This window comes from Mangrovicoccus ximenensis (assembly GCF_003056725.1).
Lineage (GTDB): Bacteria > Pseudomonadota > Alphaproteobacteria > Rhodobacterales > Rhodobacteraceae > Mangrovicoccus > Mangrovicoccus ximenensis.
In genome coordinates, this window is the sequence record NZ_QBKZ01000001.1 from 184,685 (window position 1) to 211,053 (window position 26,369).

Here is a 26,369-nt window from a genome sequence, read left to right on the forward strand (position 1 = left end):
GGGGAGGGAGAGGCGCTTCCGGTGCCGCGCTTGCCGGATGGGCAGGCCGCCGGGCGAATCTACGGCGCCGCGGCAAGGCAGGCAGGGATGCCGGGCCGCGGCAGGCTAGCCGGGGGTCATTTCCGGGCGCCTGCGCGGGACAGCAGCGCGATGCGCTGGAACCGGCCGTGCCGCGTATGGCGGCGCATCGCGTCTTCGGCGGCGACGCTGTCGCCGTCTTCGATCGCGCGGTAGATCTCCTCGTGCTCGGCGAGCGACCAGGAGTCGTAGTCGTATTTGCCATGGGTCGAGCCGCGGATCATCCCCGCCGAAACCAGGAGGATGCTGGCCGTCCGCTGGACGTAGCGGTTCGCCGAAATCCGGTAGATGCAGCCGTGGAAGCGGTCGTTCACGTCGAGGAATTCGGTCTCGCCGGCGGGGCCCGCGCGCTGCTCGTCGAGGATGGCCCGCAGCTCCAGAAGGTCTTCGGTGGTCGCCTTGCGCGCGGCCAGCCGCGCGGCCAGGCATTCGACCGCCTCGCGCATGTCGTAGATCTCTTCGGCGGCGGCGATGTCGATCTCGGCGACGCTGGGCCGTCCGCCGCTGCCCTGGGTCAGGAACCCCTCGTTCAGCAGCCGGTGGATCGCTTCGCGTGCGGGGGTGCGGCTGACCTGGAACCGGTCGCACAGCTCCGACTCGCTCAGCCTCTGGCCCGGCGCGAGCTCGCCCTGGCGCAGCAGGTCGCGCACCTGTCCGTAGACGATGTCGGCAAGCGGCAGATCCGGCTTGGAGGCGTCGTTCTTCATAAGTCGCTGATTTTCCCAGTTTCTGACAATTGCAGGGTACGGCATCGCCGTTCTCGCAGCAAGAGGTATACACTTATTGACCTTACATTGTCATCCGTATACCAAAATAGCAGATAATGAGAGTTCGGGATACCTAATGAGCATGGAGAACCCCCTCCGCAAAGTCCTCGTCACGCGGGACCGCATCGACGGGGCAGCTGTCGAGCTGCTCGGCCGCAACGGATACGAGTGCATCTTCTCGCCGCCCTACACGCCGCCCGAAGAGGTGGTGAAGCTGGCCCGCGACGCGCAGATCTCGGCGATCATGGTGTCCCAGGGGCGGATCACCGAAGAGGTGATCGCCGCCTCGCCGGCGCTGAAGGTGATCGCCAAGCACGGCAGCGGCGTGAACAACATCAATCTCGGCGCCGCCGAGGCGCGCGGCATTCCGGTATACAGGGCCGTGGGGGCGAATGCCCGCGCGGTCGCCGAGCACGCGGTCACGCTGATGCTGGCGCTGCGCAAGTCGCTGCCGAAGCTCGACGGCGCCACCAAGGGCGGCGAATGGCTGAAGGGCGCCTTCATCGGCCAGGACATCCTGGGCACGCGGCTGGGGCTGATCGGCATGGGCGTGATCGGCCGCGAGACCGCGGCGCTGGCCCGCGCGCTGCCAAGGCCGCGGCGCCCGCGCCATCGGCGGCCATGATCGCCGGGGCCGAGCCCTGCGGCACCAGCGGGGTCTGCCGCGGCGCCGATATCCTGGTGGCCGCCGTCGGCCGCCCCGCGATGATCCGCGGCGACTGGGTCAAGCCCGGCGCGACGGTGATCGATGTCGGCATCAACCGCATTCCCGCGCCCGAGCGCGGCGAGGGAAAGACCCGGCTGGCCGGCGATGTCGATTTCGCCTCCGCCGCCGAAGTCGCGGGCGCGATCACCCCGGTTCCGGGCGGCGTCGGCCCGATGACCATCGCCTGCCTGCTGGCCAATACCCTGACTGCCTGTGCGCGGATCCACGGCCTCGTGCCNGCCCGCCGACCTGACCGTTTGACCCCCGAGGGAGAGAGAAAAGTGAATATCCGCACCCCCAAGATCGACCCCGCCGCCGCCGCGCCCGCCGGGGCCGCCGCCCGCTNACGGCCTGACCGTCACCTGCGGCTCGACCCGCGGCGTGGTCGCCGCCATCGCCGGCTTCCTCGCCGAGAATGGCTGCAACATCACCGACAGCGCGCAATATGATGACATGGAGACCGGCAAGTTCTTCATGCGGGTCAGCTTCGCCGCCGAGACCGGCGCGGCGCTCGACGAACTGGAGCGCGGTTTCGCCGAGGTCGCGGCCGGAAAGGACATGGATTTCGCCTTCCATGACGAGACCTCGAAGATGAAGGTCGTGATCATGGTCAGCCGCTTCGGCCATTGCCTGAACGACCTCTTGTACCGGGTCCGGATCGGCGCGCTGCCGGTCGAGATCGTCGCGGTGATCTCGAACCACATGGATTACCAGAAGGTGGTCGTGAACCACGACATCCCGTTCCACTGCATCCCGGTCACCAGGGACACCAAGCCCGAGGCCGAGGCGCGGATCATGAAGGTGGTCGAGGATGCCGGGGCCGAGCTGATCGTGCTGGCGCGCTACATGCAGATCCTCTCGGACGAGATGTGCCAGAAGATGAGCGGACGGATCATCAACATCCACCACTCCTTCCTTCCGAGCTTCAAGGGCGCGAACCCCTACAAGCAGGCCTATGCCCGCGGCGTGAAGCTGATCGGCGCGACCTCGCATTACGTGACCGCCGATCTCGACGAGGGCCCGATCATCGAGCAGGACACGGTTCGCATCACCCATGCGCAATCCGCCGAGGACTACGTGTCGCTCGGCCGCGACGTCGAGGCCCAGGTGCTGGCGCGCGCGGTCCATGCCCATGCCCATCGCCGCGCCTTCCTGAACGGCAACAAGACGGTGGTCTTCCCCGCCTCGCCGGGCAGCTATTCCTCCGAGCGCATGGGCTGAGTCCCCGCTGCCCGCGGCCNGGCCCTGCTCCCGGCCNAGCCGCGGGCAGCGGCACGGGACCAGTCGGGGCGCGGGCAGCGGCANCTGGACCAGTCGGGCCGAATTGGTCTATTGGATCGGAAATGCCGAAACGGGTTTCCGAAGGGTCCTTCTGNTGCCGAATGCAACGCTGCCTCCCGCCGGCGCGTCCCTGCCGGGGGCGACGCTGCGCTATGTGATCGAAACGCTCTCGACCCGGATCGCGACCCAGGAATACGCCACCGAGGAACGCCTGCCCTCCGAGCGCCAGCTGGCGCAGGATCTGGGCGTGGCGCGCAACACGGTGCGCGAGGCGCTCGACCAGCTCGAGGCGCGCGGCATGATCCGCCGCCGCGCGGGCTCGGGCTCCTTCGTCACCTATGATCCCGACGGCGCCACCGATGCGCTCTCGCCGGTCGCCGCCGATACCGGGCCGCTGCACCTGCAGGTGATGCGCGGCATTCTCGAGCCCGAGATGGTCCGGCTCGCCATCGTCAACATGCCGCCCCGCCAGATCGAGGCGCTGTCCGGCGTGCTCTCCCGGATGGAGGGCGTGCAGACCGACGCCGCCGCCTTCATCCGGCTGGAGGAGGAATTCCACCGGCTGATCGCCGAGGGCACCGGCAATCCGCTGCTGATCGCCTGCTACAACCTGGTGCTCGACGCCCGCCGCCAGTCCTTCCGTACCGCCATGTACCGCCGCCACCTGACGCCGGCGCGGATCGCGATCTACCAGCGCGGCTATAACGGGCTGTTCAACGCCATCGCCGCCCGCGACATCGAGGAGGCCAGCGAGTTCATGAAGCTCGCCCTCGTCGAGGACCAGCGCCTGCTCCTGCAGGAAGACTGACCGCCGCGCTTCNCCCCCCCCGTTCGCGCCTGATTCCCCCCGCAGCCTCCGCCGCGGGGGCTTTGCGTTGCGTCATGCGGAAAACCTGCAGTTCCGATCCGCGTTCAGCCGTTTTTGCCCGCAGCGCGGCCCATAAATTGGTCGTTCTCCGCCGCGGCTGGCGCGGAAGCAGGCAAAAACCGCGAAACAAAAATTCCCCGCAAGAAAAAAGTTTGACCAACGGTGAGTTTGGTCNCCTCCACTCGTTTTGAGTGAGCCAATCTTGATAATTGGTCCAAACCAAACGGCGGCCCGCTCCCGACTGCAGCCAAGTCACAACAGGACGAGGAGACGACCTTGGAACCGGATCTTGCATCCCTTGCCGCCGCCGTGGCGGAGCTCAAGGACAGCGTCGCCGCCACGAACGGCACGTTTTCCGAGACATTCTACTATCTGACCATCCCGCTCATGGTGCTGATCCATGCCGGGTTCCTGGCCTACGAGATGGGCGCCTCGCGCTCGAAGAACGCGCTGGCCGCGGGGATCAAGAACATCCTCGCCTTCGCGATGATCGTGCCGTTCTTCTATTTCGCCGGCTGGTGGATCTACTGGGCCTTCCCCACCGGTCTGTCGCTCTCCGAAGGCGCGATGGGCATTTCGGGGCTGGCCTATGCCAACGAGGTGGCGCTGCCCTGGAGCCAGTACATGGGCCCCAATCTCGACGACCGCGCCTCGGGCGTGTTCTGGGGCGCCTTCGTGCTTTTCGCCGCCACCACCGCCTCGATCCTCTCGGGCGGCGTGATCGAGCGGATCAAGCTCACCGGCTTCGTCGTGCTGGCGATCGTGCTCGGCGCCTTCGTGTGGATCCTCGCGGGCGCCTGGGGCTGGCATGCCGACGGATGGCTGGTCACGAAATTCGGCTACCATGACTTCGGCGCGGCCGGCGTCGTGCACATGATCGCGGGCTTCTTCACGCTCGGCGTGCTGATCAATCTCGGGCCGCGCATCGGCAAGTTCAACGCCGACGGCTCGGCCAACCACATCGCGGGCCATTCGATGCCGATGACGCTGATCGGGCTGATGCTGATCATCGCCGGCTTCTGGGGCTTCCTGATGGGCTGCGTGATCGTGCCGGGCGAGGCCTGGTCCTGGGGCAACGCGATCGAGGCGTCGATCTACGGCACGCCGATGACCATTTCGGGGATGACCTTCAACACGCTGATGGGCTTCGCCGGCGGCATCATCGGCGCCTGGATGGTGACCCGCGATCCGTTCTGGATGATGTCGGGCGCGCTCGGCGGGATCATTTCCTGCGCGGCCGGCCTCGACCTCTGGTACCCGCCGATGGCCTTCGTGATCGGCTTCCTCGGCGCCTCGGCCATGCCCTTCGTCGCCTCCTTCATCGAGCGGCGCGGCATCGACGACGCGGTCGGCGCCTTCGCGGTGCACGGTTTCCTCGGCATGTGGGGCCTGATCGCGGTCGGCATCGCTGCCCAGGGCTATCCGGCGCTGTTCGGCGAGGACGTGATCGAGACCTCCTTCACCGGCCAGCTCGTCGGCGCGGTGGTGATGGGGCTGATGGGCTTCGTGCCGGGCTATGCGGTGTCGTTCCTGCTGAAGGTCACCGGCCAGCTGCGCGTGCCGCCGGAGGCCGAGATCCTCGGGCTCGACGCGGTGAAGGTGCCCGCCTCCGCCTATCCCGAAGGCCTCTACCCCTCGGCCAGCCCGGCCGAGTGATCCCCTGACCCCGAAAGGACAACGCGATGGAAGCTCCCTTTGACGCAACCACCTGGGACGGCATCACCGGTGCCATCTATGCCGGCTACGGCTCGGGCGAGGGCCTCTGGCTCGCGGGCTGCCTGGCGCTGGTGGTGATCGCCATCTTCTTCGGCTGGAAGCACGAGGAACACGCCTACAAGGCGACCGAAAAACGCTGAGGCNCGCCGCGGCGGCCGGGCCGTCCGGCCGCCGCCCCCCGCACACGTGACACGACTGACGGAAAGACACGGAGGAATACCGCNGATGATCGCTTCCTGGAGATTTTCGGCCCTTGCCGACCGCCACCGCGCGCTGGGATCGCAGCTGGAAGACTGGAGCGGGATGGGCACCGCCTGGAGCTACGACAAGGACCAGACCGAGGAATACCTGGCGATCCGCACCAAGGCGGGCGTTATGGACGTCTCGGGGCTGAAGAAGGTCCACCTGATCGGCCCCCACGCGCAATACGTGATCGACAAGGCCACGACGCGCAACATCGAGAAGCTGAAGCCCGGCCGCTCGACCTATGCGACGATGCTGAACGACCAGGGCAAGTTCGTCGATGACTGCGTCATCTACCGGATGGGACCGCACAGCTTCATGGTGGTGCACGGTTCGGGCGCGGGCCACGAGCAGCTGTCGATGTATGCCGCGAACCGCAATGTCGCGATGGTCTTCGACGACGACCTGCATGACATCTCGCTGCAGGGACCGCTGGCGGTCGACTACCTGGAAAAGCACGTGCCGGGCATCCGCGACGTGGTCTATTTCAGCCACATCCAGACCGTGCTCTTCGGCAAGCCGGTGATGATCTCGCGCACCGGCTATACCGGCGAGCGCGGCTACGAAATCTTCTGCCGCCGTCAGGATGCCGTCGAGATCTGGGACACGATCGTCGCCGAAGGCGCCGGGATGGGCATCATTCCGACCCGCTTCACCACGCTCGACTGGCTGCGCGCCGAAAGCTACCTGCTGTTCTTCCCCTATGACAATTCCGAGATGTACCCGTTCGAGGCCGAGGGCCCGGGCGACACGCTCTGGGAGCTGGGGCTCGATTTCACCGTCTCGCCGGGCAAGACCGGCTTCCGCGGCGCGGAAGAGCATTACCGGCTGGAGGGCAAGGAGCGGTTCAAGATCTACGGGCTGAAGCTCGAGGGCACCGATCCGGCCCCCGAGGGCGCGGCGCTCCTGAAGGACGGCGAGACGGTCGGCGTGGTCACCATCGGCATGAATTCCGAGCTGAACGGCCACAATGTCGCCATCGCCCGGATGCCGGTCGCCTGCGCGGTCGAGGGCACGGCGCTCAGCGTCGATTTCGGGGACCGCCAGGTCGCCGCCGCCGCCCATCCGATGCCGTTCTACGACATCGACAAGACACGGCGCACCGCCAAGGGCTGAGGCCCGTCCCCNGCGGGNCGCGCCGAGCCGCGCGCCTGCGGTTCCGGCAGGAAGGAGAAAAGGCAGGACACAATGCCCCAGACAGAGTTCACCCCCTCGATCGACAGCCGTCCGACCTATGCGAATGCCTCGAGGATGCGCCGGGCGGGCTCAGGCTCGAGGGCGGCAAGATCGCCATCGGCGCGGAGGGGCGCAGCTCGCGGCCCCGCCACGATCAGCACGTCCGGGCGCGGCAGCGCGCCGCCCGGCGTCAGCCGGTTGAAGCCCTTGATCGCGTTTTCCACCTCGCGGGCGCAGCGCTCGCCCTGCACCGCGACCGGCCAGACCAGCACCTTGCGCGGGAAGCGGTCGCGCAGCCGGTGGAGGATGTCGCGGATCACCGCGCCCGAGGGCGAGGTGACGACGCCGATGATTTCCGGCAGATAGGGCAGCGGCTTCTTGCGCTCGGGCGCGAACAGGCCCTCGGCCTCGAGCTTGGCCTTGCGCTTTTCCAGCATGGCCATCAGCGCGCCGACGCCTGCGGGCGCCATGTCCTCGATCACCATCTGGTACTTGGACTGGCCGGGGAAGGTGGTCAGCCGGCCGGTGGCGATGACCTCCATGCCTTCCTCGGGCTGCATGGCGAGCCTTGCGGCCTGGCCCTTCCAGACCACGCCGGCCAGGACCGCGCGGTCGTCCTTCAGATCCAGGTAGATATGGCCCGAGCGCGGGCGCGAGATGCGGCCGAGCTCGCCGCGGACGCGGACATGGGAGAAATTGCCCTCCACCGTGCGCTTCACGGCACCCGAGATTTCGGACACGGTGAATTCAGGGGCATTGCCGCCGGGCTGGGGCTCGTCTTCGAACAGGTCCATTTTCGTCTCCGCTGCGCGGCTGGACCCTAGCCGAGCGGCGCGCGGAGGAAAAGCCGTCAGGCGGGCTGGAGGGCGCGGGCAAGCGCCTGCGCCGCGTGGCAGGCGGGACAGCAGCCGGCACAGGCGGCGACCGAGCTGCCGCGCGTCGGCCCGGCGCGCTTCGATCTGGCGGCACACGGCATCCGGACGATCGTCTGGGCCACCGGCTTCCGGCGCGCCTACCCGTGGCTGCGCCTGCCGGTGCTCGACGCCGCGGGCGAACTCGAGACGGATCGCGGCCTGACTGCCGTTCCCGGTCTCTATGCGCTCGGCCTGCCGTTCCTGCGCCACCGCGCCTCGGCCTTCATCCATGGGATCGGGCGCGATGCCCAGGACCTTGCCCCGCTCATCGCCGCCGGTCTGCGCCGGGGCATTCCGCTTGCCGCCTGATCGAGTTCAAGAAAGGAAATTCGACATGACCAGAGAGACTTACGACGCAATCATCGTGGGCGCCCGCTGCGCCGGAGCCGCGACCGCCCTGCAGCTCGTCCGGACCGGGGCGAGGGTGCTGCTGATCGACAGCGCGCGCGCGGGAAGCGACACCATGTCCACCCATGCCCTCATGCGCGGGGCGGTGATGCTGCTGGAGCGCTGGGGTCTCGGCGCATCCCTGCGCGCCGCCGGCACGCCGCAGATCTCCCGCACCAGCTTCATCTACGGCACCGAGGTCTTCGACATCGACCTGAGCCCCGAGCATGGCGTCGAGGCTCTGATGGCCCCGCGCCGCATCCTGCTCGACCGGATGCTCGCCGAGGCTGCCGCCGAGGCCGGGGCCGAGCTGCGCTTCGAGACAAGCTGCGTCGGGCTGATCCCGGATGCGCAGGGCCGCACTGCCGGCGCGCGCCTGTCCTCGTCCGACGGCACCGTGCGCGAGGTTTCGTGGAGGCCGCGCGCCGCGCATTGGCCGAGGAAGCCGTGCTGGTGGCCGAGGCCGCGCGGATCGCAGGCTATGGCAGCGCGGCGAATTTCGCCACCGCCTACCGCAGGGCCTTCGGCGAGCCCCCCTCAGCCCGGCGGCGGGGCGGGCTGCGTTGACCGGTGGTGTTATATGCACTATATAGAAGGAATGAGATAGCACGGATAGGAGATCCGATGTCTGCCCCGCTCCGCCCCCTTTCCCCGCAGGACCCTGCCGCCCGGCCGATGAAGGACCGGCGCCTGAGCGCCCGGATCGCCGGGGCGACGGATGTGCATGTCGACGTGACGCTGAGCGCGGCCGACCTGCCGCCGGAGCTGGCGGAGACGCTGGCCGGGGCGATCGGGTCGCGGCTCTCGGCGGAGCTGGAGCGGGAATTCGACCTCTTGGTGGGCGCCTACCGGGCGCGGCTGGAGGAAAGCCTGGTCAAGGGCCAGGACGCGGCGCTGCGCGAGGCGCTGAACCGGGCGCGGCTGCAGACCCGGCTGCTGGCCGGTCTGCCGATGGCCGACCAGGCGGAGGCCTGCGAGCTTCTGGGCCTGTCGCTGGCCAATCCCTCGGCGACGATGAAGCGCAAGGAGGCGCGCGGCGAGATCCTGCGCTTCTCGGTCGAGGGCCGGGCGCGCTATCCGCTCTTCCAGTTCGACGTGGAGGCGCGGCGCATCCATCCGGCGATGGCCGCGATGCTGGCGCGCCGCCCGGACCATTGGAGCGATTTCCGGCTGCTGCACTGGCTGACCCGGCCGCATGCAGCAGCGGCAGGCGCTGGTCGGGCACGCTGTCGTCCCAGGGCAGGCGGGCGAGGGCGGAGTGGATGGCATTGAAGGGCGAGAGCGGCGCGGTCGGCCAGTCGGTGCCGAAGGCCAGCGCCACGCCCTCCCGCGCGATCGCCGCCCAGGGGAAGGTGTCGCCCCAGCGGGCACGCCCCATGATCGAGACGGTCGGTTCCAGAGGCAGGCCGCTCGAGCCCGGCGGATGCACGGGCTGCATCGAAGCGGTGGCGCCGAGTTCCCGCAGCCGCGGCAGGTCATCGGGATGCAGCATGTCGATATGCTCGACCCGGTGGCGGGCATCGCGCGGGCCGTTCGCCGTCTGCGCGGCCTCATAGCCGTCGAGCACCGCCCGCACCGCGCCGTCGCCGACCGCATGGGTCTGGAGCTGCAGGCCGCGGGCATCGGCGGAAATGCAGATCTCGGCGAAGCGGCCGGGCGGGAAGAGCGGTTCCGAGCGAAAGCCGGGACGGCCGGGATAGTCGTCGGTGCGCAGAGCGGTCCAGGTGTCGAAGACGCCGTCCATGAACATCTTGATCCGGCCGAAGCTGAGCCGGCCCACGGGCGGGCGTCCGGCGGCCTCGATCAGCGCGGCGATGCGGGCGTCATCGTGGTCCGGCGCGACGGTCATCGGCAGCGAGACGCGGACCGGCAGGTCTCCGGCCCCGGCCATCTCCGCCAGCAGGTCGGCCAGATAGAGGCTGCCATCCATCATCGCGACCGAGGTGATCCCGAAGCGGGCGCATTCCGCCATCGCGGCCGCAAGCGCGGCGCGACGGCGCGATCCGCGGCACGGCGGAGGACTGGCTCGGCCGCGTCGAGATCGACCCGGGACGCATCGACGACCGGCCCTCGGCGTTTTCGGGCGGCATGCAGCAGCGGCTGCAGATCGCGCGCAACCTCGTCACCGGGCCGCGGCTCGTGTTCATGGACGAGCCGACCGGCGGGCTCGACGTCTCGGTGCAGGCGCGGCTCCTCGACCTCCTGCGCGGGCTGGTGCGCGACATGGGGCTCTCGGCAGTGATCGTCACCCATGATCTCGCCGTGGTGCGCCTGCTCGCCGACCGGCTGATGGTGATGAAATCCGGCGAGGTCGTCGAGCAGGGCCTGACCGACCAGGTGCTCGACGATCCGCAGCACGGCTACACCCAGCTGCTGGTTTCCAGCGTGCTGGCCGCCTGAGGGGACGGACATGGACGGAAACGGACAACAGATGATCGAGATCGCGGGCGTGTCGAAGCGCTTCGTGCTGCACAACCAGGGCAGCGCGGAAATCCCGGTGCTGGCCGGCGCGGGCTTCTCGGTGGCAAGGGGCGAATGCGTGGCGCTGACCGGCGCCTCGGGCGCAGGCAAGTCGACGCTGATGCGGATGATCTACGGCAACTACCGCACCGACGAGGGCCGCATTGCCATCGGCGGGATCGACATGGCCGGGGCCGAGCCGCGGCAGGTGATCCGGCTGCGCCGCGAGGTGCTGGGCCATGTCAGCCAGTTCCTGCGGGTCGTGCCGCGGGTGCCGACCATCGAGGTCGTGGCCGAGCCGCTGCGGCTGCTCGGCACGGCGGAGGCCCCAGGCACCGTCTGACGTCCCGGGCCGCGCCCTTGTCCCGGCCCCCGGCGCCGCATGGCGGGACCGAGTTGTCTTCCTTGCCGGAACGCCGGGCTTGGGCAGGCCTTGCCGGGGACGGCACCGGGACGGATGCCGGCCGCCATGCGCCGGTGGCTGCGGATCGGCCGCGTTTCCGGGACGTCCGTTCCGAGCGCCTTGGTGCCATCGGCAGGCCGGACCGGACTCCTTGCGTTGCTGGGTCTGACCGGGAACGGTGTTCTTCGCAGCGTGCAGTCTTGGCCATTTCGGAGCATGGCCTCGAGGAGGGCGGGGAACTGGCGCCCGGCTGCGATCAGGATCTTTCCGGCCGCCTTCCCTGCGCGCCGCGTCCCGTCGCGGAGGGGCCTGCGCGCTGGCCCGTTGCGGGAAGCGGAGTGCGCAGCGGTGCAGGGAGTCTCGCGCCCCTTTCGCCTGCCACGCCGGACCCGGCAGGGGCCGCGCCAAAGTCCGCTTTCGCGCGCGCAAGGCGCAAGGCCCAAGGCGATCCTGCGGCGTCCGGTTTTGGCGGATTCCGGCAGCTTTGCGGCCGCGTCGCGGGCACGGCGATGGTGCGGCCGAGAGAGGTGAAGCGGGCGTCCGGATCACGGCTGGAGCTTCGATTCCTGCCAGCAGACCGGGCCGGACCGGGCCGTCGCGGCGGGCCTTCCCGGCCTTGCGAATTCCGGCCAAGGGCTTGCGGCGGCGGAGAAGATCGGTGCCGCACCGGCGCGCGTGCCGATGTACAGTCGGAGGCCCGTCTCGGCCAGGATGCGGGCGCCGGTCGCGGATCGCAAATGTCGAAGTTAGGGGCGCAGCGTCCAAGCCAGGCCCGTTCGCACCGATCCGATGTCGACACTCCAAGGCCCGAAGCGGCGCGGTGCCACAAGGCAATCCGCGCGCGCCTTGCGGCGAGGAGACGACGAGTGCAGCAGGCCGCATCATGCAGGGCCGCCCCCGCCGAAAGCCAGTTGGGCCGGACATGCCACGCGTCGCAGCGCCGGACGCCGCGCCATGCCTTGCGGGACCTTGCGGCACCACCTCCCGCAATCATCGGGACCGCCCTGCCGGTCCGCGCGACATATCCCCGGCACCGCGGACTCCGTGAATGGCAGTCTGCGCCGAAGCTCGGGCACCCGCCGAGCCTCCCAAGCGCAGCCTCTCCTTTTTCCGGCCGCGGCCTCCCCCTGGGCACCGCTGTCACGCATCCGGCGGGACGTCAGGAAGGCTGCCGGACCCGCGTCCCGTGACATGACCTCCGGCAGGCGGATACCGGCTTTCCTGCGACGCTGTCGCCCGGTCCCTCCCCGGCCTGCCGCCAACCGGATCGCGGCGGCCCGAGCCATCTTGGCCGGGCGCCCATGCCGATGGAACGCAGGGCATCCAAGCGGCTCGGACAGACGAAACGCACCGAGCCCGCCAGCCGGGCGCGGCAGACCATTGCCGCAGGGATGACCAGTGGCTCTCGCACCCGATCCAGCCCGCGCCCGGGCGCCGGTTCGGCCATGCAGTACAGCGGGCCCGCCGCACGCCGAAGCTTGCTCAGAACAGGCTGAGCTGGTCGCCGGGGCGTGGCGGGACGCGGAACGGCGGCGGCGGGCCCGACAGCGCGGATGCAGCGGGCGAGCGGCACGGAAGGACGGGCGCTGCGATGCGGCCCCGTTCCGGGCGCGTCCCGCTGAGGCTGCCGGAAAGCGGCGCCGCATCCATGAGTCCTGTTCATGGGCGGTTTCATTTTCCCGGCATTCTGCGGTGCGGCATGCCAGGCTAGATTGCAGTCAATTCGATGCCGCACCCCGCGTTTTCCGGGCAGTGCGGCCAATCCGGTCCGATTGCGGGAGCGGCGGTCCTCCCCGTCCCGCCGGACCCCGGACATCCAAGGATGACTGCAATGACCCAAGTTCCGGGCAGGCCCGCCCGCATCCCGCTGCCGCTCCTCGCCCTCGGCCTCGGCGCCTTCGGCATCGGCACCACCGAATTCGCCCCGATGGGGCTGCTGCCTGCGATTTCCGGGGATCTCGGCATCTCGATCCCGACCGCCGGGCAGATCGTCACCGCCTATGCGGTCGGCGTGATGGCCGGGGCGCCGGTGATGACCCTGCTCCTGGCGCGGTTCGGCCATCGCACGGCGCTGATGCTGCTGATGGCGCTCTTCGTGATCGGCAACCTCGCCTCGGCGGCCGCGCCGGACTACTGGACGCTGGTCGCGGCGCGGGTGGTCACCAGCTTCTCGCAGGGCGCTTTCTTCGGCTACGGCGCGGTGGTCGCCACCAGCGTCGTGCCGCCCGAGCGCCGCGCCAGCGCCGTCGCCACCATGTTCATGGGGCTGAGCATCGCCAATATCCTCGGCGTGCCGGCCGCGACCTGGGCCGGGGAGGCCATCGGCTGGCGCGGCCAGCGCGTCCTGGCCGGGCGCAGACAGCAGGAACCGCAGCAGCCGTCCCGCCGCTTCGGGCCGGGCTGCGCCGCGATGGACGAAGCCGCTGCGCGGGACGGCCAGGTTGTAGTCCTCCATCAGCAGGATCTCGGTCCGGGGATCATGCCGCGCCAGCGCATCGGCATAGGAGCCGAGCACGCCGGTCGCGATGAGCACCTCGCCCTCGGCGGTGGCGCGGAACATCTCCGCGCTCGACGTGAACAGGCGCGTCCCGGTCCGGCCCATGATTTCGGCCAGCCGCGCCTGGCCGGGCCCGATCCCGGCGGCCTGGCTCGACAGCAGGTAGCCGATGCCCGAGCGCCGGATGTCATAGGTCGCCAGCCGCCCGGCCAGCATCTCGCCCCGATCGCGGATCAAGGTGGCCAAGGCGGCATGGCTGCGCGGATGCGGCAGCCCGGCAAAGGCCGCGCGGTTCAGGAGAACGACCTCGGGTTCCAGCGTGAAGCCGAAGAGTTCGCCGCGCCAGGAGGTCCCGGAAGGCACGGCCGGAGCGCGTCCCGGCAGCGGCTGCGCGAGCCCGCGGTTGACCAGCGCGACCTGCAGATCCAGCGCCGGGCTGATCACCAGGTCGGGCAGGGGCCCGGTTCCCGCGGCAAGCCGACGGTGCAGGGCCTGCGTTCCGATCTCGTGATAGTCGACGGCGATGCCCGGATGGAGCCCGGCGAAGGCGTCGAGGATGCGGGCGAAGACCGCGCTGTCGGTGGCCGACCACAGGACCAGGGGCGGGGCAGCCTGCGACCGGGAGGGAGCCGCCAGCCCCGCCATCGCGCTTGCCTGCAACCGGGCGATGTGCCTGCGGCGGGGCGAAGCCTTCCTCCTCGGCGCGGTCCTGCTGATGGGCGCCGCCATGCATCTCTGGGGCCTGGGCGTCCTGCTCCACCGTGCCGATCGATCCGGCAGCCTCGGACCCGCGCTGCCCTGGGCCATCGCGCTTTTCTGGCTCCATGCCTCGGCCGTGCTCGCCCTGTCGGGCTGGCGCACCGGCCTGCGCGCCGTCACCGCCCTTGCCATCCTGCCCTTCGCGCAGCTCCTCGCCACCGGCGCCTTCTATGCCGGGAGCGCCTATGTGTTCGTCTCCGAGGAACCGACGCTGAGCATCCTGCAGATGTCGGCCCTGCTGGCAGCCTGCCTCGTGCTGCAGCGGCGCGCCCCGCCCCGCATCGCGCGCCATGCCGCCATCCTGGCGATCATGGCCTTCGTCACCGCCAATCTCTGCGCGCTGGTCGGCTCGCTCGGCGGCGACGTGATCGGCTCCAGCTGGACGGCGCCGCGGCTCGCGGATTTCCAGACCGCAGCTCCCGGCACCGCCACGCGGGAAGAGATCAATGCCGCCTTCGATGCCTTCCTCGAGGCCCGCCAGGCTTTCTACGAGACGGCGCGGCGGATCCCGGCCGGGACCTATGCCCTGGCCTGGGCGGCGGCGCTGGCTGCGCTCGGCATCTGGTCGGCCGCGACGCTGCGGCGCGGGCTCTTCAACACCGCGGTCACCTTCGCGGCGATCCACGCCTATACCCAGCTGATGGAAACGCTGGACGCTGCGCCGCTGGCCTGGCTCCTTGCCGGGCTCTCCGACGCACAGCCGGGCTGTGCCTCGGGACAGCGGCTGCGGAACGGACAGCCCGAGAGCCGCGCGGTGGCGGAGGGCAGCTCGCCCTCGAGCTTCTGCCGTGCCGGTGCCGCGCCGGGCTTCGGCGGCAGCACTGCCGAGAGGAGCGCCCGGGTATAGGGATGCTGCGGCGCTCCGAAAACCGCGTCGCCCGGGCCGAGTTCCACAAGCGTGCCCCGATACATCACCGCGACCCGCTGCGCGATGCTGCGCACGATGCCGAGATCGTGGCTGATGAACAGCAGCGCCAGCCCCAGCTCCGCCTGCAGGTCCTGCAGCAGGTTGACGATCTGCGCCTTGATCGAGACGTCGAGCGCCGAGGTCGCCTCGTCGCAGACGATCAGCTCGGGCTGCGGCGCCAGCGCGCGGGCGATGGCGATGCGCTGTGCCTGGCCGCCGGAAAACTCGTGCGGCCAGCGCTCGGCGCTGTCCACCGGCATCCGCACGAGCCGCAGCAGCCGCGCGACCTCGTTGCGGATCTCCTGCGGGCCCAGCTCGGGGCGGTAGTTGCGCAGCGGCTCGGCCAGGATCGCGCCGATCTTCATGCGCGGGTTCAGCGAGGTCAGCGGGTCCTGGAAGATCATCTGGATGCGCCGCGCATAACCCTGCCGCGCGCCCCGGCGCAGCGTGTCGATGCGGGTGCCGCCGAAGCGGATCGCGCCGCCGCTGACGCTTTCCAGCCCGACCACGCATTTGCCGAGCGTCGACTTCCCGCAGCCGGATTCGCCGACCAGCGCCACGGTCTCGCCGCGCCGCACGGCGAGGCTGACAACGCGGCGCCTATGTCGCGCGGGCCGCCGATTGCGCGCCCTGCCATACCGCCCCCGGCGGCGCGCCCTTCGCCGGCGGGCTGGTGCTGAAGACCGCCTTCGGCGAGATGACCAGCCCGAACATCACTCCGGATCCCGGGACCGGCATCGGCGGCTGGAGCCGCGACGCGTTCGCCCGCGCTGTCCGCGAGGGCATCGCCCCGGACGGCTCGAACCTCTATCCGACCATGTCCTTCACCTCCTATGCGAAGATGTCGGATGCGGATATCGACGCGCTCTATGCCTACATCATGTCGCTCTCGCCAGTGCGGGCCGAGTTCGAACCCGCCGCTCTCGACTTCCCCTGGAACCAGCGCATCCTGCTGAACGGCTGGCGCAAGCTGTTCTTCGACAACGCCGAATTCGAGCCCGATCCCGGCCGCAGCGACGCGGTCAACCGCGGCGCCTATCTGGTCGAGGGTCCGGCGCATTGCGGCGAATGCCACAGCCCGCGGAACGCGCTCGGCGGCTTCGAGCCCGGCAAGGCACTGACCGGCGCCGCGATCGAGGGCTACTGGGCGCCGAACCTGACCCCCGATCCCTCCACCGGCCTCGGCAGCTGGAGCGAGGAGGACCTCTACGCCTATCTCTCGGGCCGCGACACGCCGCATGGCGGCGCCTTCGGGCCGATGCATGACGTGGTGGCCGAGGGCACCTCGCATCTCGACGACCCGGATCTGCGCGCGATGGCCGCCTATCTGCACCAGCTGGCGCCGCAGCGGAACCCGGACGGCCGCGCGCTGGAGCATGCCGAAGCCACGGCCTCGGTCGCCATCGCGACGGTCCACCGGTTTTGCCGCGGCGGGGCGTTCAGGTGCCGGAGGGGGCGCGCAGCGACGGCGGCCCGCATCCTCCGGCAGGGCGGCGTCAGATGCCGGCCTCGGCCAGAACTGTCTCGGCGGCTTCGTGGATCGTGGCCATGCCCTCGGTCCGCTCGGTCGGGAAGAACCGCGCGCGGGTGGCGGTCGGCATCGGCGGCGGGGTCAGGATCTGCACCTTCGGGCCGGTCTTGACGGTCTCGGCTGCCCAGGACTGCGCCAGCGCGATCTGCCCGGCCTTGGTCGCGCCGTAGCTGCCGTAGAATTTCGCGCCCTTCGCCCCGGGGTCGTCGAAGAACAGCGCGCGGCCGGTCTCGCCCAGCAGCGGGGCGACATAGACGATCAGGCGGCGGGTCGCGTCGACATTGATCGACAGGCTCTTGTCCCAGTCCTTGTCGGCGATCATCTGCGCGGGGGTCAGCGGCGCGGCGTGGATCGCGGCATGCACCCAGAGCGACACCCCGCCCCAGCGGTCATGGATCGAGCGGCACAGATGCTGCATCGCGCCGTCCTCGGTGATGTCCATGGGGGCCAGCGTCGCCGAGCCTCCGGCCTTCTTGATCTCGTCATCGAGCTCCTCGAGCCCGCCGATGGTGCGGGCCACGGCCATGACGTGGTGGCCCTTCGCGGCAAGCGCACGGGCAATGGCGAAGCCGAGCCCGCGGGAGGCTCCGGTCACGAGGGCGGGGAGGGCGTCTGTCCGGGTCATGGCGCGACTTAGGCAGCGCCGGCGGGGAAAGGCAAGAGGCGGCGCGGTCGCGCGCGCCCGCGGCGGCGCGGCGGCGGGCGGCGCTCATGGCGCTGGAACGCCCGCGCACCCAGGCCGAGTTGCGCGATCTCCTCGGCATGAGCAACAGCGGCGTCCTCAATCTGCTGCGGCGGCTGGAGCGCGACGGGCTTGCCCGGCCGGCGGAAAAGGTCGGCTGGACCCGGATCTGGGAAAAGGTGGGCCACCGATTCTGATCCCGGCTGCGGGCCGCCGTTTCCGGAGAGGACCGGCCAAGGGACTTGACATGCTGCGGGGGCAAGCTTGAATTCGTGCCGCGCCGCCAGCGGTCCGGCGCGGGGTGCCGGGGGCGGCTTGCGATGGCGACGGAAATCGAGCGGAAATTCCTCGTCACCGGCGAGGGCTGGCGGCAGGCCGTGACGCGCAGCGTCGCGCTGCGCGACGGCATCCTCGCGCTGAGGGAAGGCCGCAAGATCCGCATCCGGTTCTATGACGGGCGCGCGACGCTGACCGTGAAGGGGCCGCGCAACGGCATTTGCCGCGACGAGTTCGAGTACGGGATCCCGGCAGGCGATGCGCGGATCCTGCTGGAGAGCCATTGCACCAATATCCGGGAAAAGATCCGCCACCATGTGTTCCATGGCGGATGGGAGTGGGTGGTTGACGTCTATGGCGGGGCGCTGGCCGGGGTCGTGCTGGCCGAGATCGAGCTTCCGTCGGACCAGGCCCGGTTCCCCTGTCCGCCCTGGATCGGGCGCGAGGTGACCGGTCTGCCGGACTTCCGGCCCGACCGCATCGCCGCGCGGCTGCGGCAGGCCGGAGACGGCGCCTAGCTCAGGCGGCGAGCGCGGCTGGGCGATGGCTCGGGTCCACCTCCGAGAGAGGCGCCACTGGTGGGGTCTTGCTGTCCCTGACCGGAGCCGCAGGTGCCGCTTCGCCGTGCTCTCCGGCGGCTCCGGCCGATTTGCCCGGCGGACCTTGCCCCCGGAACCCGGACTGGGAGTCGCATTGCTTCTTTGGAGAGGGCTCCCGGATGACCAGATGGCGTGGCCGCCGGTCCGGACGATCTGCGCCGCGGGAGCTGATGCCTCAAGGAAGAGGCCGCGGCCATGCGGAAGGCTTCGGCGCCGCCCTAGCCCCCGGACCGGTGGCGTGGCTCGGTCGGCTTCGCGGAATATGCTGCGAAGCAATGGGCGCGAAGCTGGAGTTCACTGCCGTCCGCCACCCGCGCAGGCCATCCGCCTCATGTGCCGGAGGCTTCCGGCGAGCATGAGCGGGTTCCGCGCCAAGCCGCCGGGGACGGAAGTCGTCCCGGGATGCGCGCGATCTCCGAGGTCGGCCACCGGCGCTGCGGCCCCCCTCATCCATGCCGAACTGCGCGGTCAAGGCCTCCGTTGGGCGGGAAAGCGGTGGTCATGCTCATTGAAAAAACCGTTCCACCGCGCAAAGGACGCCGCACTCCGCGAGCGACTGGCAGCCGACCCAATCCCGGCATCGCGCAGACCCTGCCGGGGCGGATCGTCCGGGCCGCATCTGGCTGGCGGGCATCAGCACCGTCAATGGCCCGGACCTGCGGCGCAACCTTGGCGGCGGCCCGCGGAGGTCGGCTGGCTCTGTCCCGCGGTCGCGCAGGACATGGCGAGGGTGGAGAGCGCCGGCCGCTTCCGGTTCGCCGCGCAATTCGCCCTGAGCCATGCCTGCTGACTCCTCGCCTATCCGCTCTCGGGCTGGCTGATGACCGCGTTCGGCACCGCCCCCGCCTTGGCGGCGCTCGCCGCGCTCGCCGGGATGGGCATCCTCCTGGCCCGCGCCCTCTGGCCCCGGAAAGACGCGGAAACGCTGGAGCACACCCACGACGATCTGCCCCTCGACCACCCCCATGTCGCGGGCCGCCGCACCCACAGCCATCCCTTCGTCATCGACGACCTGCACCGCCATTGGCGCAGGCCCTGAACAGCCCCCAAGCCGCAGTAGCGCTCCGGGCGCTGCAAGACCCGCCTGCCGTTTTCCTGCAGCTCCGCGCCGGCCTCCGGGCGCAGGCCCCGTGACAGACGCGGCTCCGGAGCGCATGCTTGCCGGGGAAACGCGCGCAAACGAGGACAAGCATCATGAAACTGTTCCCGACAGTCCTGATTCTGGCGGCCTGCTCCGGTGCCGACGTAGCTGCGCATGAAAATGCCGTTGGCGTCGTCAAGGAACGCATGGAGCTCATGGAGCGCTTCGACGAACTGGCCGACCGCATCTTCGCGATGATCCACGGCGAACTGGCCTATGATCCTGCAGCCGTCCGGCGCGCCGCGGAGGAAATCGCCGAAGGGGCGGGCCGCCACCTCACCGCGCTGTTCCCCGAGGGCTCCGGCGGCGCGCCGAGCGAGGCCAGCCCGGCGATCTGGCGCGAGTCCGGCACGTTCGGACATTACGCTGCAATGCTCGAGGACTGGTCGCGCGAGCTGGCGGCCGAAGCGGGAAACCAGCCCCGCGGCCGCCTTCCCTTGCCTGCAGCGGCGGCGCTGCCTGGCCGGGCCCGGATCGTCATTCACCATCCCCGGTCCTCGGGGAGCCGGGCGTCGCGCCTCCTCGCCGGGCAATTGCGCCGGGCCGGGGCGGGCGAGGTGGAGATCCGCGAAGTCGGCTTCGCGGTCCGGAAGCCCAGTGTCCGCTACTTCCGGCCCGGCGACCGGGCGATGGCAGCGGCAACCTGCGGACTAGCTTTCGGACCTTGCCGGGGCGCGCTCGGCGATTTCACCGGCTACCGCCCCAGCCCGCGCAGGGGCACCGTCGAGATATGGCTGCCCTGAGGATCGTGCCGGGTCGCGGGAAAACTGCCCGGCCGGATATCCCGCCGCATGCCGGTGAAGCAGGTGCCTCCGGACCGCCGGTCCGGCCAGCCGCGCGCGCTGTGCCGGTGCCGCGAAGGACCCGGTGCACCGGAGTGACCTGGGCTGCCGCCTTCGGGCGGGTGTCCTGCCCGCGACGCGTCTGCTCACCGCGCGCCCCGTCCGGTCATCGATCAGGGCGCGGGAGGTCCCGGCACGCCGCCGCTCTGCCGCCGCATCCGAAAATCTTTGAGTGAACGGCATTTCGGCGAGCGCAGACCTGTGTCCTCCGCGATGGCTGCCCCACGGCCCGCGGTCCGGCACCGCATTGGCGCCGGGAGGCGCTTGCTCCGCGGATTGCGCCGGCCCCTCCGTCGTTGCGCAGCAATCGGGAGGCAGCTTGCGCGGGTGACCGCGGTCGCGTCAAAGACCGCCGGCGGGGACTGGAATGCTGGCCTTACGGACCTCGCGCAGAATGCCGGCCCGCAACGGCGGCTCGGCGAATCCGCCGCCCGGGGCAGGCGCCGCGGCGGCGCCGGAGATGCTGGTGCTCGATCCCGAACGGCGGGCGCGGCTCGTCGCCTTCGTCGAGGCGAGCGATGCCATGCCGGGCGAGATGAAGTCCCGCCTGCTGGCCCAGCTCGCCGCGGAGCAGGTCCCGGCGCAGGTGGTCGAGCGGCTGGAAAGCCGGATGGGCAGCTGAGATGGGCGGCATCCTCGGCTATTTCACCCGCCACGCGACGGCGGCCAATCTTGTCCTCGTCCTGCTGGTGGTCTTCGGCCTCGCGGCGCTGCCGCAGATGCGGGCGCAGTATTTCCCGGATGTCGTGGTCGATGCGATCGACGTGGACATCGACTGGGACGGGGCCGGGCCCGAGGATGTCGACCGCGCGGTGATCGAGCCGGTGCTGCCCGCGCTGATGGCGGTGGAGGGCCTGTCCTCGGCCTCCAGCCGCGCCTCCGAGGGGCGGGCGCGGATCGAGCTGGAATTCGAGCCGGGCTGGGACATGGAGCGCGCCGCTGCCGATGTGCAGGCGGCAGTGGACGGGGTGACGACCCTGCCCGAGGATGCCGACCCGCCCGAGGTGACCCGCAGCGTCTGGCGCGACCGGGTGACCGATGTGGTGATCTCGGGGCCGGTGGGGGTGGACCAGCTGGCCCGCTTCGCCGACGAGTTCAGCCAGCGGCTCTTTGCCGAGGGCGTGACCCGCACGACGATCCGCGGCGTCGCGGCGCCGCAGACGGTGGTCGAGGTCCGCACGCTCGACCTGATGCGCCACGACATCACCATGGCGGAGCTGGCCCGCGTGATCGGCGCGGCGGCGGCGACCACGCCCCGGGCGCGCTCGCCCGCCGCCGCCGCGCCGATCAGCACGACGAAGCCGGTGAGCAGCGTGGCGCCTGCCGCCCAGCTGGTGGCGGCGGCGATGCCCGAGAGCACGGTGGTGACGTTGTCGATCGCGTCGCGCACCCGGATCGCGGTGATGTTCGGATAGGCATTGGCAAGGTCGCGCAGGATCGCCGCCTCGGCCTCCTCCTCGGCATAGACGGTGGCGATATGGGTATGCGGCGCACCGGCCAGAGCCGCGGGGTTCATCGACAGCACGAAGCCGATCCCGGCGGTGGAGAAGTCGACTACCCGCAGCGAACTGATCGTCGCGGTGATCTCGCGGCCGAGGATGTTCATGGTGATGGTGTCGCCGATGCCGACGCCGATCTCCTCGGCCTCCTCCTGGGCGAAGCTGACCAGCGGCGGACCGTCGTAATCCTCGGGCCACCATTCGCCTTCGGCCATGGTCACGTTGTCGGGTTTCGTCGCCGAATAGGTCAGGCCGCGGTCGCCGCGCACGACCCAGTGATTGCCCGCGACCTCGCGGGCCGGGCGGCCGTTGATCTGGGTGACGACGCCGCGCAGGTTCGGCGCGGTATCGACGCGGCTGACTGCCGGATCGCCCTCGACCCGGTCGAGGAAGCCCTCGAGCTGGTCGGGCTGGATGTCGACGAAGAAATAGGACGGCGCGCGCTCCGGCAGGTCGTCCTGGATCGCATTGCGCAGGTTGCGGTCGATCTGGCCGACGGCGGCCAGCACCGCGAGCCCGAGGCCCAGCGACAGCACAACCGAGGTCGTCTCCTCGCGCGGGCCGCCGATCGCGGCGACCGCCCAGCGGAGCCACGTCCGGCGCCCGCGACGCCTCCGCGGCAAGGAGGGCCGGTGGGACACGGCCGCACAGGCCCGGTCTGCCGCTCTGGACAAGCCTTGCGGCGCTTGGCAGTCAAAGCGGGGGCACAGGCGCCCCGGGAGCTTGCCGATGACCGACCTGATCCTGTCGAATGTCCGCCTGCCGCTGGCGGGCCGCCTGGCCGAGGGCCATCTGGTGATCCGGCATGGCTGCCTGCATGCCGTCGAAACCGGTCCGGCGGGGGTGGCGGGCGCGGTGGATTGCGAGGGCGACATCGTCGCGCCCGGGCTGATCGAGCTGCATACCGACAATCTCGAGCGCCATATCACGCCGCGCCCGGGGGTGGACTGGCCGCACCATGCCGCGGTGATGGCGCATGACGCCGAGCTGGCCTCCTGCGGCATCACCACGGTCTTCGACGCGGTGCGGGTGGGGACGCTCAGCTATCCGGGCCGCGATACCGGATACCGCGAATATGCCCGCAAGCTCTGCGACGAGATCCTGGCGATGAACGATGCGGGCGCGCTGAAGATCAGCCATTTCCTGCATCTGCGCGCCGAGATCCCGACCCAGACGCTGCTGGCGGAGCTCGACAGCTTCGGCCCTGCCGACGGCGTGCGGCTGATCAGCCTGATGGACCACACGCCGGGGCAGAGGCAATTCGCTGATCCGGAGAAATTCGAGATCTGGACCAAGAAATACATGGGGCTCGACCGCGACGGGTTCGAGCGCTACTGCCGCTTCCTGGTCGAGCTGCGCGACGGCATCGGGCCCGGCAACCTGGCGGGCGCGGTGGCGCGGGCGCAGGCGCTCGGCGCGGTGCTGGCAATGCAGCTCCCAGGGCTGCTGGCTGCGGTCGAGGGCGCAGAGCTGCGACAGGAAGGGCGTGATGCCGATCCCGCCGGCGATCAGGACGTGGCGGCGCGCCCGGCGGTCGAGCGCGAAGAGATTGGCCGGCGGGCTCACCGCCAGCAGGTCGCCCTCCGATACCTTTTCGTGCAGGAAGCGCGAGCCGCCCCTGCCCCGGTCCGGCTCCGAAGGGCTGATCGGCCAGGTCTCGGCGCTGGCGCTCGAAGCCGGCATGCTGCCCGGGGCGATCCAGGCCGAGCATCGCGGCACGGTCGCGCGGCGGATGCAATGCGTCCATTGCAAGGGCATCACCGAGGAGGTCGCGACCGATCCCTTCGCCTGTGCGCATTGCGGGCTGACGCTCTTCGTGCGCGACCATTTCTCCCGCCGCCTCGGCGCCTTCCAGGGGGTCTGCGTCGATGCCGAAACCCCCGGCCAGATCCCCCCGGCACAGGAGATCCGCCCATGAGCCGGATGATGCTGAAAGTCGCCGAGACCGAGATGCTCGCCCCGCTGGTGCGGCGCCTCCGCCTGGTCCATCCCGAGGGCGCGATGCTGCCGGTCTTCTCGGGGGGCGCGCATGTCACCGTCGAGATGCCCGACGGCANAGGTGGNTCCGGCGCAATTCCTATTCGCTGATCTCCGACCCGAATGACGGTTCGGGCTACGAGATCGCCGTGCGCCGCGATCGAGGCGCGCAGCCAGAACCATGCCGGATCGCTGGAGCGCGACCTTCTGGCGGTCAATGACCTGATGTCGCCCTTCTTCGCCGCCGGGTTCTACTACAAGACCTTCATGTGGCCCGCCGCCTTCTGGGAGAAGCTCTACGAGCCGATGATCCGCCGCGCGGCGGGGCTCGGCACGCTTTCGGGCCTGCCCGACCCGGATGCCTATGGGCGCGGCTACCTGCATCCCGACCTGTTGGTGATCGGCGGCGGCGCGGCCGGGCTTGCGGCGGCGCTGGCGGCACCGAGAGCATGAGCTTCTCCGCCCGCGCCGCGCGCAGCCGCGCGACGGTCTCGGCCGGGTCTGTGGCGACGCAGGCCGGACAGGCCACGGCGCCGGGCAGCTCCTGCGTCTCGGCCAGGGCCATGGCTCAGCCTTGCCCGTTCGAGATCAAGAGCGGAATCCGCCGGGTGAATTCCGCGCCGTTGCCGGCCACGGCCTTCAGCCGGATGTTCCAGTTGCCGTCGGGCAGGTCCAGCGGCGTGGCATAGACCGCGCCGTTGCGGGTGAATTCCGGCGTGACGTCGTCGCGGGTCGAGGTCGCCCAGCCAACCAGCGCCACCATCGAGGCGACCTCCGCCGGCGCGCCATCGGGCCCGGTCATCTCGATTTCCAGCACCTTGCCGGCATAGCGGGCCTCGACCGTCCAGCCGAGCGCGTCCTGCGCCGCCTTGTGGGCGTCGAATTCCTGGCTGGCCTCGTAGCTGTTGCGCACCTCGATGCCGGGGAAGGTGGCGACCGCCTGCCACGCCATGATCACGTTCACCCCGATCACCACGCCGAAGAAGGCCAGCGCGATCATCAGCACCTTGAAGCCGGTCAGCTCGCCCATCATTGCGCTTCCTTTCCGTTGAACACCGTCGATTTCTCCGTCGCTTCCCGGCTCACCGTATCCTCCACATGGATCCACAGGTCGGTCCGGTCCGAGACCGCAGCCTCCGAGCCCGGCGCCGCCATGATATAGACCCGCTGCAGCATCGTCGAATCCGCAGGCACCATCACCGTCTGCGTGTCCGAGCCTTCGAGCGCAACCGCGAAGGGCTCGTCCGCCTCGACGGTGATCTCGTAGGGCCGGTCCTCGCCGTGCTTGTTCCTCAGCCGCACGTCATAGGTGTTGCGGATCGTGCCGTCCGACAGCGTGATGAAGACCGGGTTGCGAATCGGAGCGACCGTGACCGAGATGTCCTCGCGCATGAAGAGCGCGGCGACGAGGCCGATGCCGACGCCGCTCCAGAGCACGGTGTAGAGGATCGTGCGCGGCCGCAGGATGTGCCTGAGCACCGGGACGGGCGTCTGCCCGGATTTCTCGTGCTCTTCGTCGGTCAGCGCCATGTAGTCGATCAGGCCGCGCGGCTGGCCGATCTTGTCCATGATCTCGTTGCAGGCATCGATGCACAGCCCGCAGGTGATGCATTCGAGCTGCTGGCCGTCGCGGATGTCGATCCCCATCGGACAGACGTTCACGCAGGCGTTGCAGTCGATGCAGTCGCCCATCACGGGCGCGTCCGCCGGCGCCTCGCGCTGGCTGATCGCGTCGGCGGTGCGGGTGGTCTCGGCGACCTCGACATGCTTGCGGCGGTGCTTGCCGCGCGGCTCGCCGCGCCAGGAGCGGTAGGCGATGGTGATCGTGTCCTCGTCCATCATCGCCGCCTGGATGCGCGGCCAGGGGCACATGTAGATGCAGACCTGTTCGCGCATGAAGCCGCCGAAGATGAAGGTCGTCGCGGTCAGCAGCCCCACCGTGGAATAGGCGACGAAGGGCGCCTGGAAGGTCACGAGGTCATGCAGGAGCGTCGGCGCATCGGCGAAATAGAACACCCAGGCGCCGCCGGTGGCGACCGCGATGGCGAACCAGGCGGCCCATTTGGTGATCCTCAGCCGCGCCTTGCGGGCATCCCATTTCTGCCGCAGCAGCCGGATGCGGGCGTTGCGGTCGCCTTCGACCCAGCGCTCGACCAGGATGAAGAGGTCGGTCCAGACGGTCTGGGGACAGGTATAGCCGCACCAGACCCGGCCCAAAGCCGAGGTGAACAGGAATAGCCCGAGCCCGGCCATGATCAGCAGGCCGGCGACGAAATAGAATTCATGCGGCCAGATCTCGATCCAGAAGAAGAAGAACCGGCGGTTGGCGAGATCGACCAGCACCGCCTGGTCGGGCAGCTTGGCGCCGCGGTCCCAGCGGATCCAGGGCGTGACGTAGTAGATGCCCAGCGTGACGATCATGATGATCCATTTGAGCCTGCGGTAATTCCCCGAGACACGCTTGGGGAAGATCGGCTCGCGGCTGGCATAAAGGGAGGGGGGCTGCTCGCTCGCGCTCATGACATATTCCGATTCGACTGCACTTGTCTTATTCGTGTATCTGCCATGCGCGATTGGCTAGGGACTTGACGTGGATCAATAGCGCCAGATGGTCGCAAATCCCTGCCCTCCGAACAAAAAAACACCGGCACCCCCCAAGG

At 70.0% G+C, this 26,369-nt stretch carries 20 protein-coding genes and 12 pseudogenes; 22 read left to right on the forward strand and 10 right to left on the reverse strand.

Features of this window, described 5'->3' with window-relative positions; all coding sequences use genetic code 11:
- Positions 1 to 116 precede the first annotated feature (116 nt).
- A complete protein-coding gene (locus C7T91_RS01190) occupies positions 117 to 785 on the reverse strand; it encodes a GntR family transcriptional regulator (RefSeq protein ID WP_161555678.1) in 669 nt (222 codons plus the stop codon).
- Positions 786 to 927: 142 nt separating this feature from the next.
- Here C7T91_RS01190 and C7T91_RS01195 point away from each other — a divergent pair, with 142 nt between their 5' ends.
- The 7 genes and pseudogenes from C7T91_RS01195 (at position 928) to C7T91_RS01220 (ending at position 6,775) form a co-directional block, all read left to right on the forward strand.
- The gene (locus C7T91_RS01195) at positions 928 to 1,470 is read left to right on the forward strand and encodes an NAD(P)-dependent oxidoreductase (protein ID WP_108258439.1); all 543 of its coding nucleotides are present in this window, start codon (positions 928 to 930) and stop codon (positions 1,468 to 1,470) included.
- Positions 1,470 to 1,814 (forward strand): annotated as a pseudogene (locus C7T91_RS01200) (bifunctional methylenetetrahydrofolate dehydrogenase/methenyltetrahydrofolate cyclohydrolase); the annotation flags it as partial. The gene C7T91_RS01195 and the pseudogene C7T91_RS01200, both read left to right, overlap by 1 nt.
- An 88-nt stretch (positions 1,815 to 1,902) precedes the next feature.
- The gene (purU, locus tag C7T91_RS01205; RefSeq protein WP_108257669.1) at positions 1,903 to 2,772 is read left to right on the forward strand and encodes a formyltetrahydrofolate deformylase; all 870 of its coding nucleotides are present in this window, start codon (positions 1,903 to 1,905) and stop codon (positions 2,770 to 2,772) included.
- Positions 2,773 to 2,986: 214 nt separating this feature from the next.
- A complete protein-coding gene (locus C7T91_RS01210; RefSeq protein ID WP_330848795.1) occupies positions 2,987 to 3,640 on the forward strand; it encodes a FadR/GntR family transcriptional regulator in 654 nt (217 codons plus the stop codon).
- 336 nt (positions 3,641 to 3,976) lie between these two features.
- On the forward strand, positions 3,977 to 5,356 hold the full coding sequence (locus C7T91_RS01215) for an ammonium transporter (protein ID WP_108257670.1): 1,380 nt from the start codon (positions 3,977 to 3,979) through the stop codon (positions 5,354 to 5,356).
- Between the two features lie 26 nt (positions 5,357 to 5,382).
- Complete coding sequence (locus tag C7T91_RS32065; protein WP_161555679.1) at positions 5,383 to 5,556, forward strand: hypothetical protein; 174 nt, start codon at positions 5,383 to 5,385, stop codon at positions 5,554 to 5,556.
- Between the two features lie 85 nt (positions 5,557 to 5,641).
- Positions 5,642 to 6,775, forward strand: coding sequence for an aminomethyltransferase family protein (locus C7T91_RS01220; RefSeq protein WP_108257671.1), 1,134 nt, complete (start codon positions 5,642 to 5,644; stop codon positions 6,773 to 6,775).
- A 206-nt stretch (positions 6,776 to 6,981) separates the two neighbouring features.
- Here C7T91_RS01220 and xseA read toward each other — a convergent pair.
- Positions 6,982 to 7,629 (reverse strand): annotated as a pseudogene (gene xseA / locus C7T91_RS01225) (exodeoxyribonuclease VII large subunit); the annotation flags it as partial.
- Between the two features lie 240 nt (positions 7,630 to 7,869).
- Here xseA and C7T91_RS33170 point away from each other — a divergent pair.
- The 3 genes and pseudogenes from C7T91_RS33170 to C7T91_RS38975 all read left to right on the forward strand — a co-directional run bounded on the left by C7T91_RS33170 (position 7,870) and on the right by C7T91_RS38975 (position 8,703).
- On the forward strand, positions 7,870 to 8,058 hold the full coding sequence (locus C7T91_RS33170; protein ID WP_201741928.1) for a hypothetical protein: 189 nt from the start codon (positions 7,870 to 7,872) through the stop codon (positions 8,056 to 8,058).
- Between the two features lie 25 nt (positions 8,059 to 8,083).
- A pseudogene (locus C7T91_RS33175) lies at positions 8,084 to 8,518 on the forward strand (FAD-dependent oxidoreductase); the annotation flags it as partial.
- 71 nt (positions 8,519 to 8,589) lie between these two features.
- Entirely contained in the window at positions 8,590 to 8,703 is a 114-nt protein-coding gene (locus tag C7T91_RS38975; protein ID WP_407943254.1) for a hypothetical protein, read from the forward strand.
- 307 nt (positions 8,704 to 9,010) lie between these two features.
- Here the strand turns inward: C7T91_RS38975 and C7T91_RS38980 are convergent, their stop codons facing one another.
- Positions 9,011 to 10,108 carry an amidohydrolase family protein gene (locus C7T91_RS38980; RefSeq protein WP_108257672.1) on the reverse strand — a complete coding sequence of 366 codons (1,098 nt, stop codon included), beginning with the start codon at positions 10,106 to 10,108 and terminating at the stop codon, positions 9,011 to 9,013.
- 11 nt (positions 10,109 to 10,119) lie between these two features.
- Here C7T91_RS38980 and C7T91_RS01250 point away from each other — a divergent pair.
- From C7T91_RS01250 to C7T91_RS32070, 3 pseudogenes are all read left to right on the forward strand, one after another.
- Positions 10,120 to 10,536, forward strand: a pseudogene (locus C7T91_RS01250) (ATP-binding cassette domain-containing protein); the annotation flags it as partial.
- Between the two features lie 31 nt (positions 10,537 to 10,567).
- Positions 10,568 to 10,918, forward strand: a pseudogene (locus C7T91_RS01255) (ATP-binding cassette domain-containing protein); the annotation flags it as partial.
- Positions 10,919 to 12,926: 2,008 nt separating this feature from the next.
- Positions 12,927 to 13,274: pseudogene (locus C7T91_RS32070) on the forward strand (MFS transporter); the annotation flags it as partial.
- A 69-nt stretch (positions 13,275 to 13,343) separates the two neighbouring features.
- Here C7T91_RS32070 and C7T91_RS34435 read toward each other — a convergent pair.
- Positions 13,344 to 14,387: pseudogene (locus tag C7T91_RS34435) on the reverse strand (ABC transporter substrate-binding protein); the annotation flags it as partial.
- A gap of 495 nt (positions 14,388 to 14,882) precedes the next feature.
- On the reverse strand, positions 14,883 to 15,740 hold the full coding sequence (locus tag C7T91_RS01265; RefSeq protein WP_108257675.1) for an oligopeptide/dipeptide ABC transporter ATP-binding protein: 858 nt from the start codon (positions 15,738 to 15,740) through the stop codon (positions 14,883 to 14,885).
- A 26-nt stretch (positions 15,741 to 15,766) separates the two neighbouring features.
- Here C7T91_RS01265 and C7T91_RS38290 point away from each other — a divergent pair.
- Positions 15,767 to 16,489: pseudogene (locus tag C7T91_RS38290) on the forward strand (c-type cytochrome); the annotation flags it as partial.
- 169 nt (positions 16,490 to 16,658) lie between these two features.
- On the opposite strand, the gene C7T91_RS01275 reads toward C7T91_RS38290, so the two are convergent.
- Positions 16,659 to 17,318, reverse strand: coding sequence for an SDR family NAD(P)-dependent oxidoreductase (locus C7T91_RS01275; RefSeq protein WP_108257677.1), 660 nt, complete (start codon positions 17,316 to 17,318; stop codon positions 16,659 to 16,661).
- 86 nt (positions 17,319 to 17,404) lie between these two features.
- Between C7T91_RS01275 and C7T91_RS31310 the strand changes: the two genes are divergently transcribed.
- The 6 genes and pseudogenes from C7T91_RS31310 to C7T91_RS01300 form a co-directional block, all read left to right on the forward strand.
- Positions 17,405 to 17,572 carry a winged helix-turn-helix transcriptional regulator gene (locus C7T91_RS31310; RefSeq protein ID WP_145962734.1) on the forward strand — a complete coding sequence of 56 codons (168 nt, stop codon included), beginning with the start codon at positions 17,405 to 17,407 and terminating at the stop codon, positions 17,570 to 17,572.
- Between the two features lie 123 nt (positions 17,573 to 17,695).
- Positions 17,696 to 18,169, forward strand: a complete 474-nt coding sequence (locus tag C7T91_RS01280; protein ID WP_108257678.1) for a CYTH domain-containing protein — start codon at positions 17,696 to 17,698, stop codon at positions 18,167 to 18,169.
- Positions 18,170 to 19,070: 901 nt separating this feature from the next.
- A complete protein-coding gene (locus C7T91_RS01285) occupies positions 19,071 to 19,289 on the forward strand; it encodes a hypothetical protein (protein ID WP_108257679.1) in 219 nt (72 codons plus the stop codon).
- Between the two features lie 155 nt (positions 19,290 to 19,444).
- Positions 19,445 to 20,134 (forward strand): c-type cytochrome, encoded by a 690-nt coding sequence (locus C7T91_RS01290; RefSeq protein WP_108257680.1) that lies wholly within the window; start codon positions 19,445 to 19,447, stop codon positions 20,132 to 20,134.
- A 493-nt stretch (positions 20,135 to 20,627) separates the two neighbouring features.
- Positions 20,628 to 20,855: a hypothetical protein gene (locus C7T91_RS01295; RefSeq protein ID WP_201741930.1), complete on the forward strand. Its 228-nt coding sequence runs from the start codon at positions 20,628 to 20,630 to the stop codon at positions 20,853 to 20,855.
- A gap of 1 nt (position 20,856) precedes the next feature.
- Positions 20,857 to 21,417: pseudogene (locus tag C7T91_RS01300) on the forward strand (efflux RND transporter permease subunit); the annotation flags it as partial.
- On the opposite strand, the pseudogene C7T91_RS34445 reads toward C7T91_RS01300, so the two are convergent.
- A pseudogene (locus C7T91_RS34445) lies at positions 21,411 to 22,340 on the reverse strand (ABC transporter permease); the annotation flags it as partial. The pseudogenes C7T91_RS01300 and C7T91_RS34445 overlap by 7 nt on opposite strands.
- 85 nt (positions 22,341 to 22,425) lie before the next feature.
- Positions 22,426 to 23,298 carry a ferredoxin reductase domain-containing protein gene (locus C7T91_RS38295; protein ID WP_108257683.1) on the reverse strand — a complete coding sequence of 291 codons (873 nt, stop codon included), beginning with the start codon at positions 23,296 to 23,298 and terminating at the stop codon, positions 22,426 to 22,428.
- 61 nt (positions 23,299 to 23,359) lie between these two features.
- Here C7T91_RS38295 and C7T91_RS33185 point away from each other — a divergent pair.
- Positions 23,360 to 23,650 (forward strand): annotated as a pseudogene (locus C7T91_RS33185) (dimethylamine monooxygenase subunit DmmA family protein); the annotation flags it as partial.
- A 218-nt stretch (positions 23,651 to 23,868) separates the two neighbouring features.
- Positions 23,869 to 24,159, forward strand: a pseudogene (locus C7T91_RS01325) (hypothetical protein); the annotation flags it as partial.
- A 118-nt stretch (positions 24,160 to 24,277) separates the two neighbouring features.
- Here C7T91_RS01325 and C7T91_RS01330 read toward each other — a convergent pair.
- Both C7T91_RS01330 and ccoG read right to left on the reverse strand, forming a co-directional pair.
- On the reverse strand, positions 24,278 to 24,739 hold the full coding sequence (locus C7T91_RS01330; RefSeq protein WP_330848796.1) for a FixH family protein: 462 nt from the start codon (positions 24,737 to 24,739) through the stop codon (positions 24,278 to 24,280).
- A complete protein-coding gene (ccoG, locus tag C7T91_RS01335) occupies positions 24,739 to 26,229 on the reverse strand; it encodes a cytochrome c oxidase accessory protein CcoG (protein ID WP_108257685.1) in 1,491 nt (496 codons plus the stop codon). Before ccoG ends, C7T91_RS01330 begins: the two co-directional genes overlap by 1 nt.
- Positions 26,230 to 26,369 lie beyond the last annotated feature (140 nt).

Excerpts from the sequence above, each read along its gene's own strand:
- C7T91_RS01190 (WP_161555678.1), bottom strand. The coding sequence starts at position 785 with ATGAAGAACGACGCCTCCAAGCCGGATCTGCCGCTTGCCGACATCGTC.
- C7T91_RS01195 (WP_108258439.1), top strand. The coding sequence starts at position 928 with ATGGAGAACCCCCTCCGCAAAGTCCTCGTCACGCGGGACCGCATCGAC.
- C7T91_RS32065 (WP_161555679.1), top strand. The coding sequence starts at position 5,383 with ATGGAAGCTCCCTTTGACGCAACCACCTGGGACGGCATCACCGGTGCC.
- C7T91_RS01220 (WP_108257671.1), top strand. The coding sequence starts at position 5,642 with ATGATCGCTTCCTGGAGATTTTCGGCCCTTGCCGACCGCCACCGCGCG.
- C7T91_RS38980 (WP_108257672.1), bottom strand. The coding sequence starts at position 10,108 with ATGGCGGAATGCGCCCGCTTCGGGATCACCTCGGTCGCGATGATGGAT.
- C7T91_RS01275 (WP_108257677.1), bottom strand. The coding sequence starts at position 17,318 with ATGACCCGGACAGACGCCCTCCCCGCCCTCGTGACCGGAGCCTCCCGC.
- C7T91_RS31310 (WP_145962734.1), top strand. The coding sequence starts at position 17,405 with ATGGCGCTGGAACGCCCGCGCACCCAGGCCGAGTTGCGCGATCTCCTC.
- C7T91_RS01280 (WP_108257678.1), top strand. The coding sequence starts at position 17,696 with ATGGCGACGGAAATCGAGCGGAAATTCCTCGTCACCGGCGAGGGCTGG.
- C7T91_RS01285 (WP_108257679.1), top strand. The coding sequence starts at position 19,071 with ATGACCGCGTTCGGCACCGCCCCCGCCTTGGCGGCGCTCGCCGCGCTC.
- C7T91_RS01290 (WP_108257680.1), top strand. The coding sequence starts at position 19,445 with ATGAAACTGTTCCCGACAGTCCTGATTCTGGCGGCCTGCTCCGGTGCC.
- C7T91_RS01295 (WP_201741930.1), top strand. The coding sequence starts at position 20,628 with ATGCCGGCCCGCAACGGCGGCTCGGCGAATCCGCCGCCCGGGGCAGGC.
- C7T91_RS01330 (WP_330848796.1), bottom strand. The coding sequence starts at position 24,739 with ATGGGCGAGCTGACCGGCTTCAAGGTGCTGATGATCGCGCTGGCCTTC.
- ccoG (WP_108257685.1), bottom strand. The coding sequence starts at position 26,229 with ATGAGCGCGAGCGAGCAGCCCCCCTCCCTTTATGCCAGCCGCGAGCCG.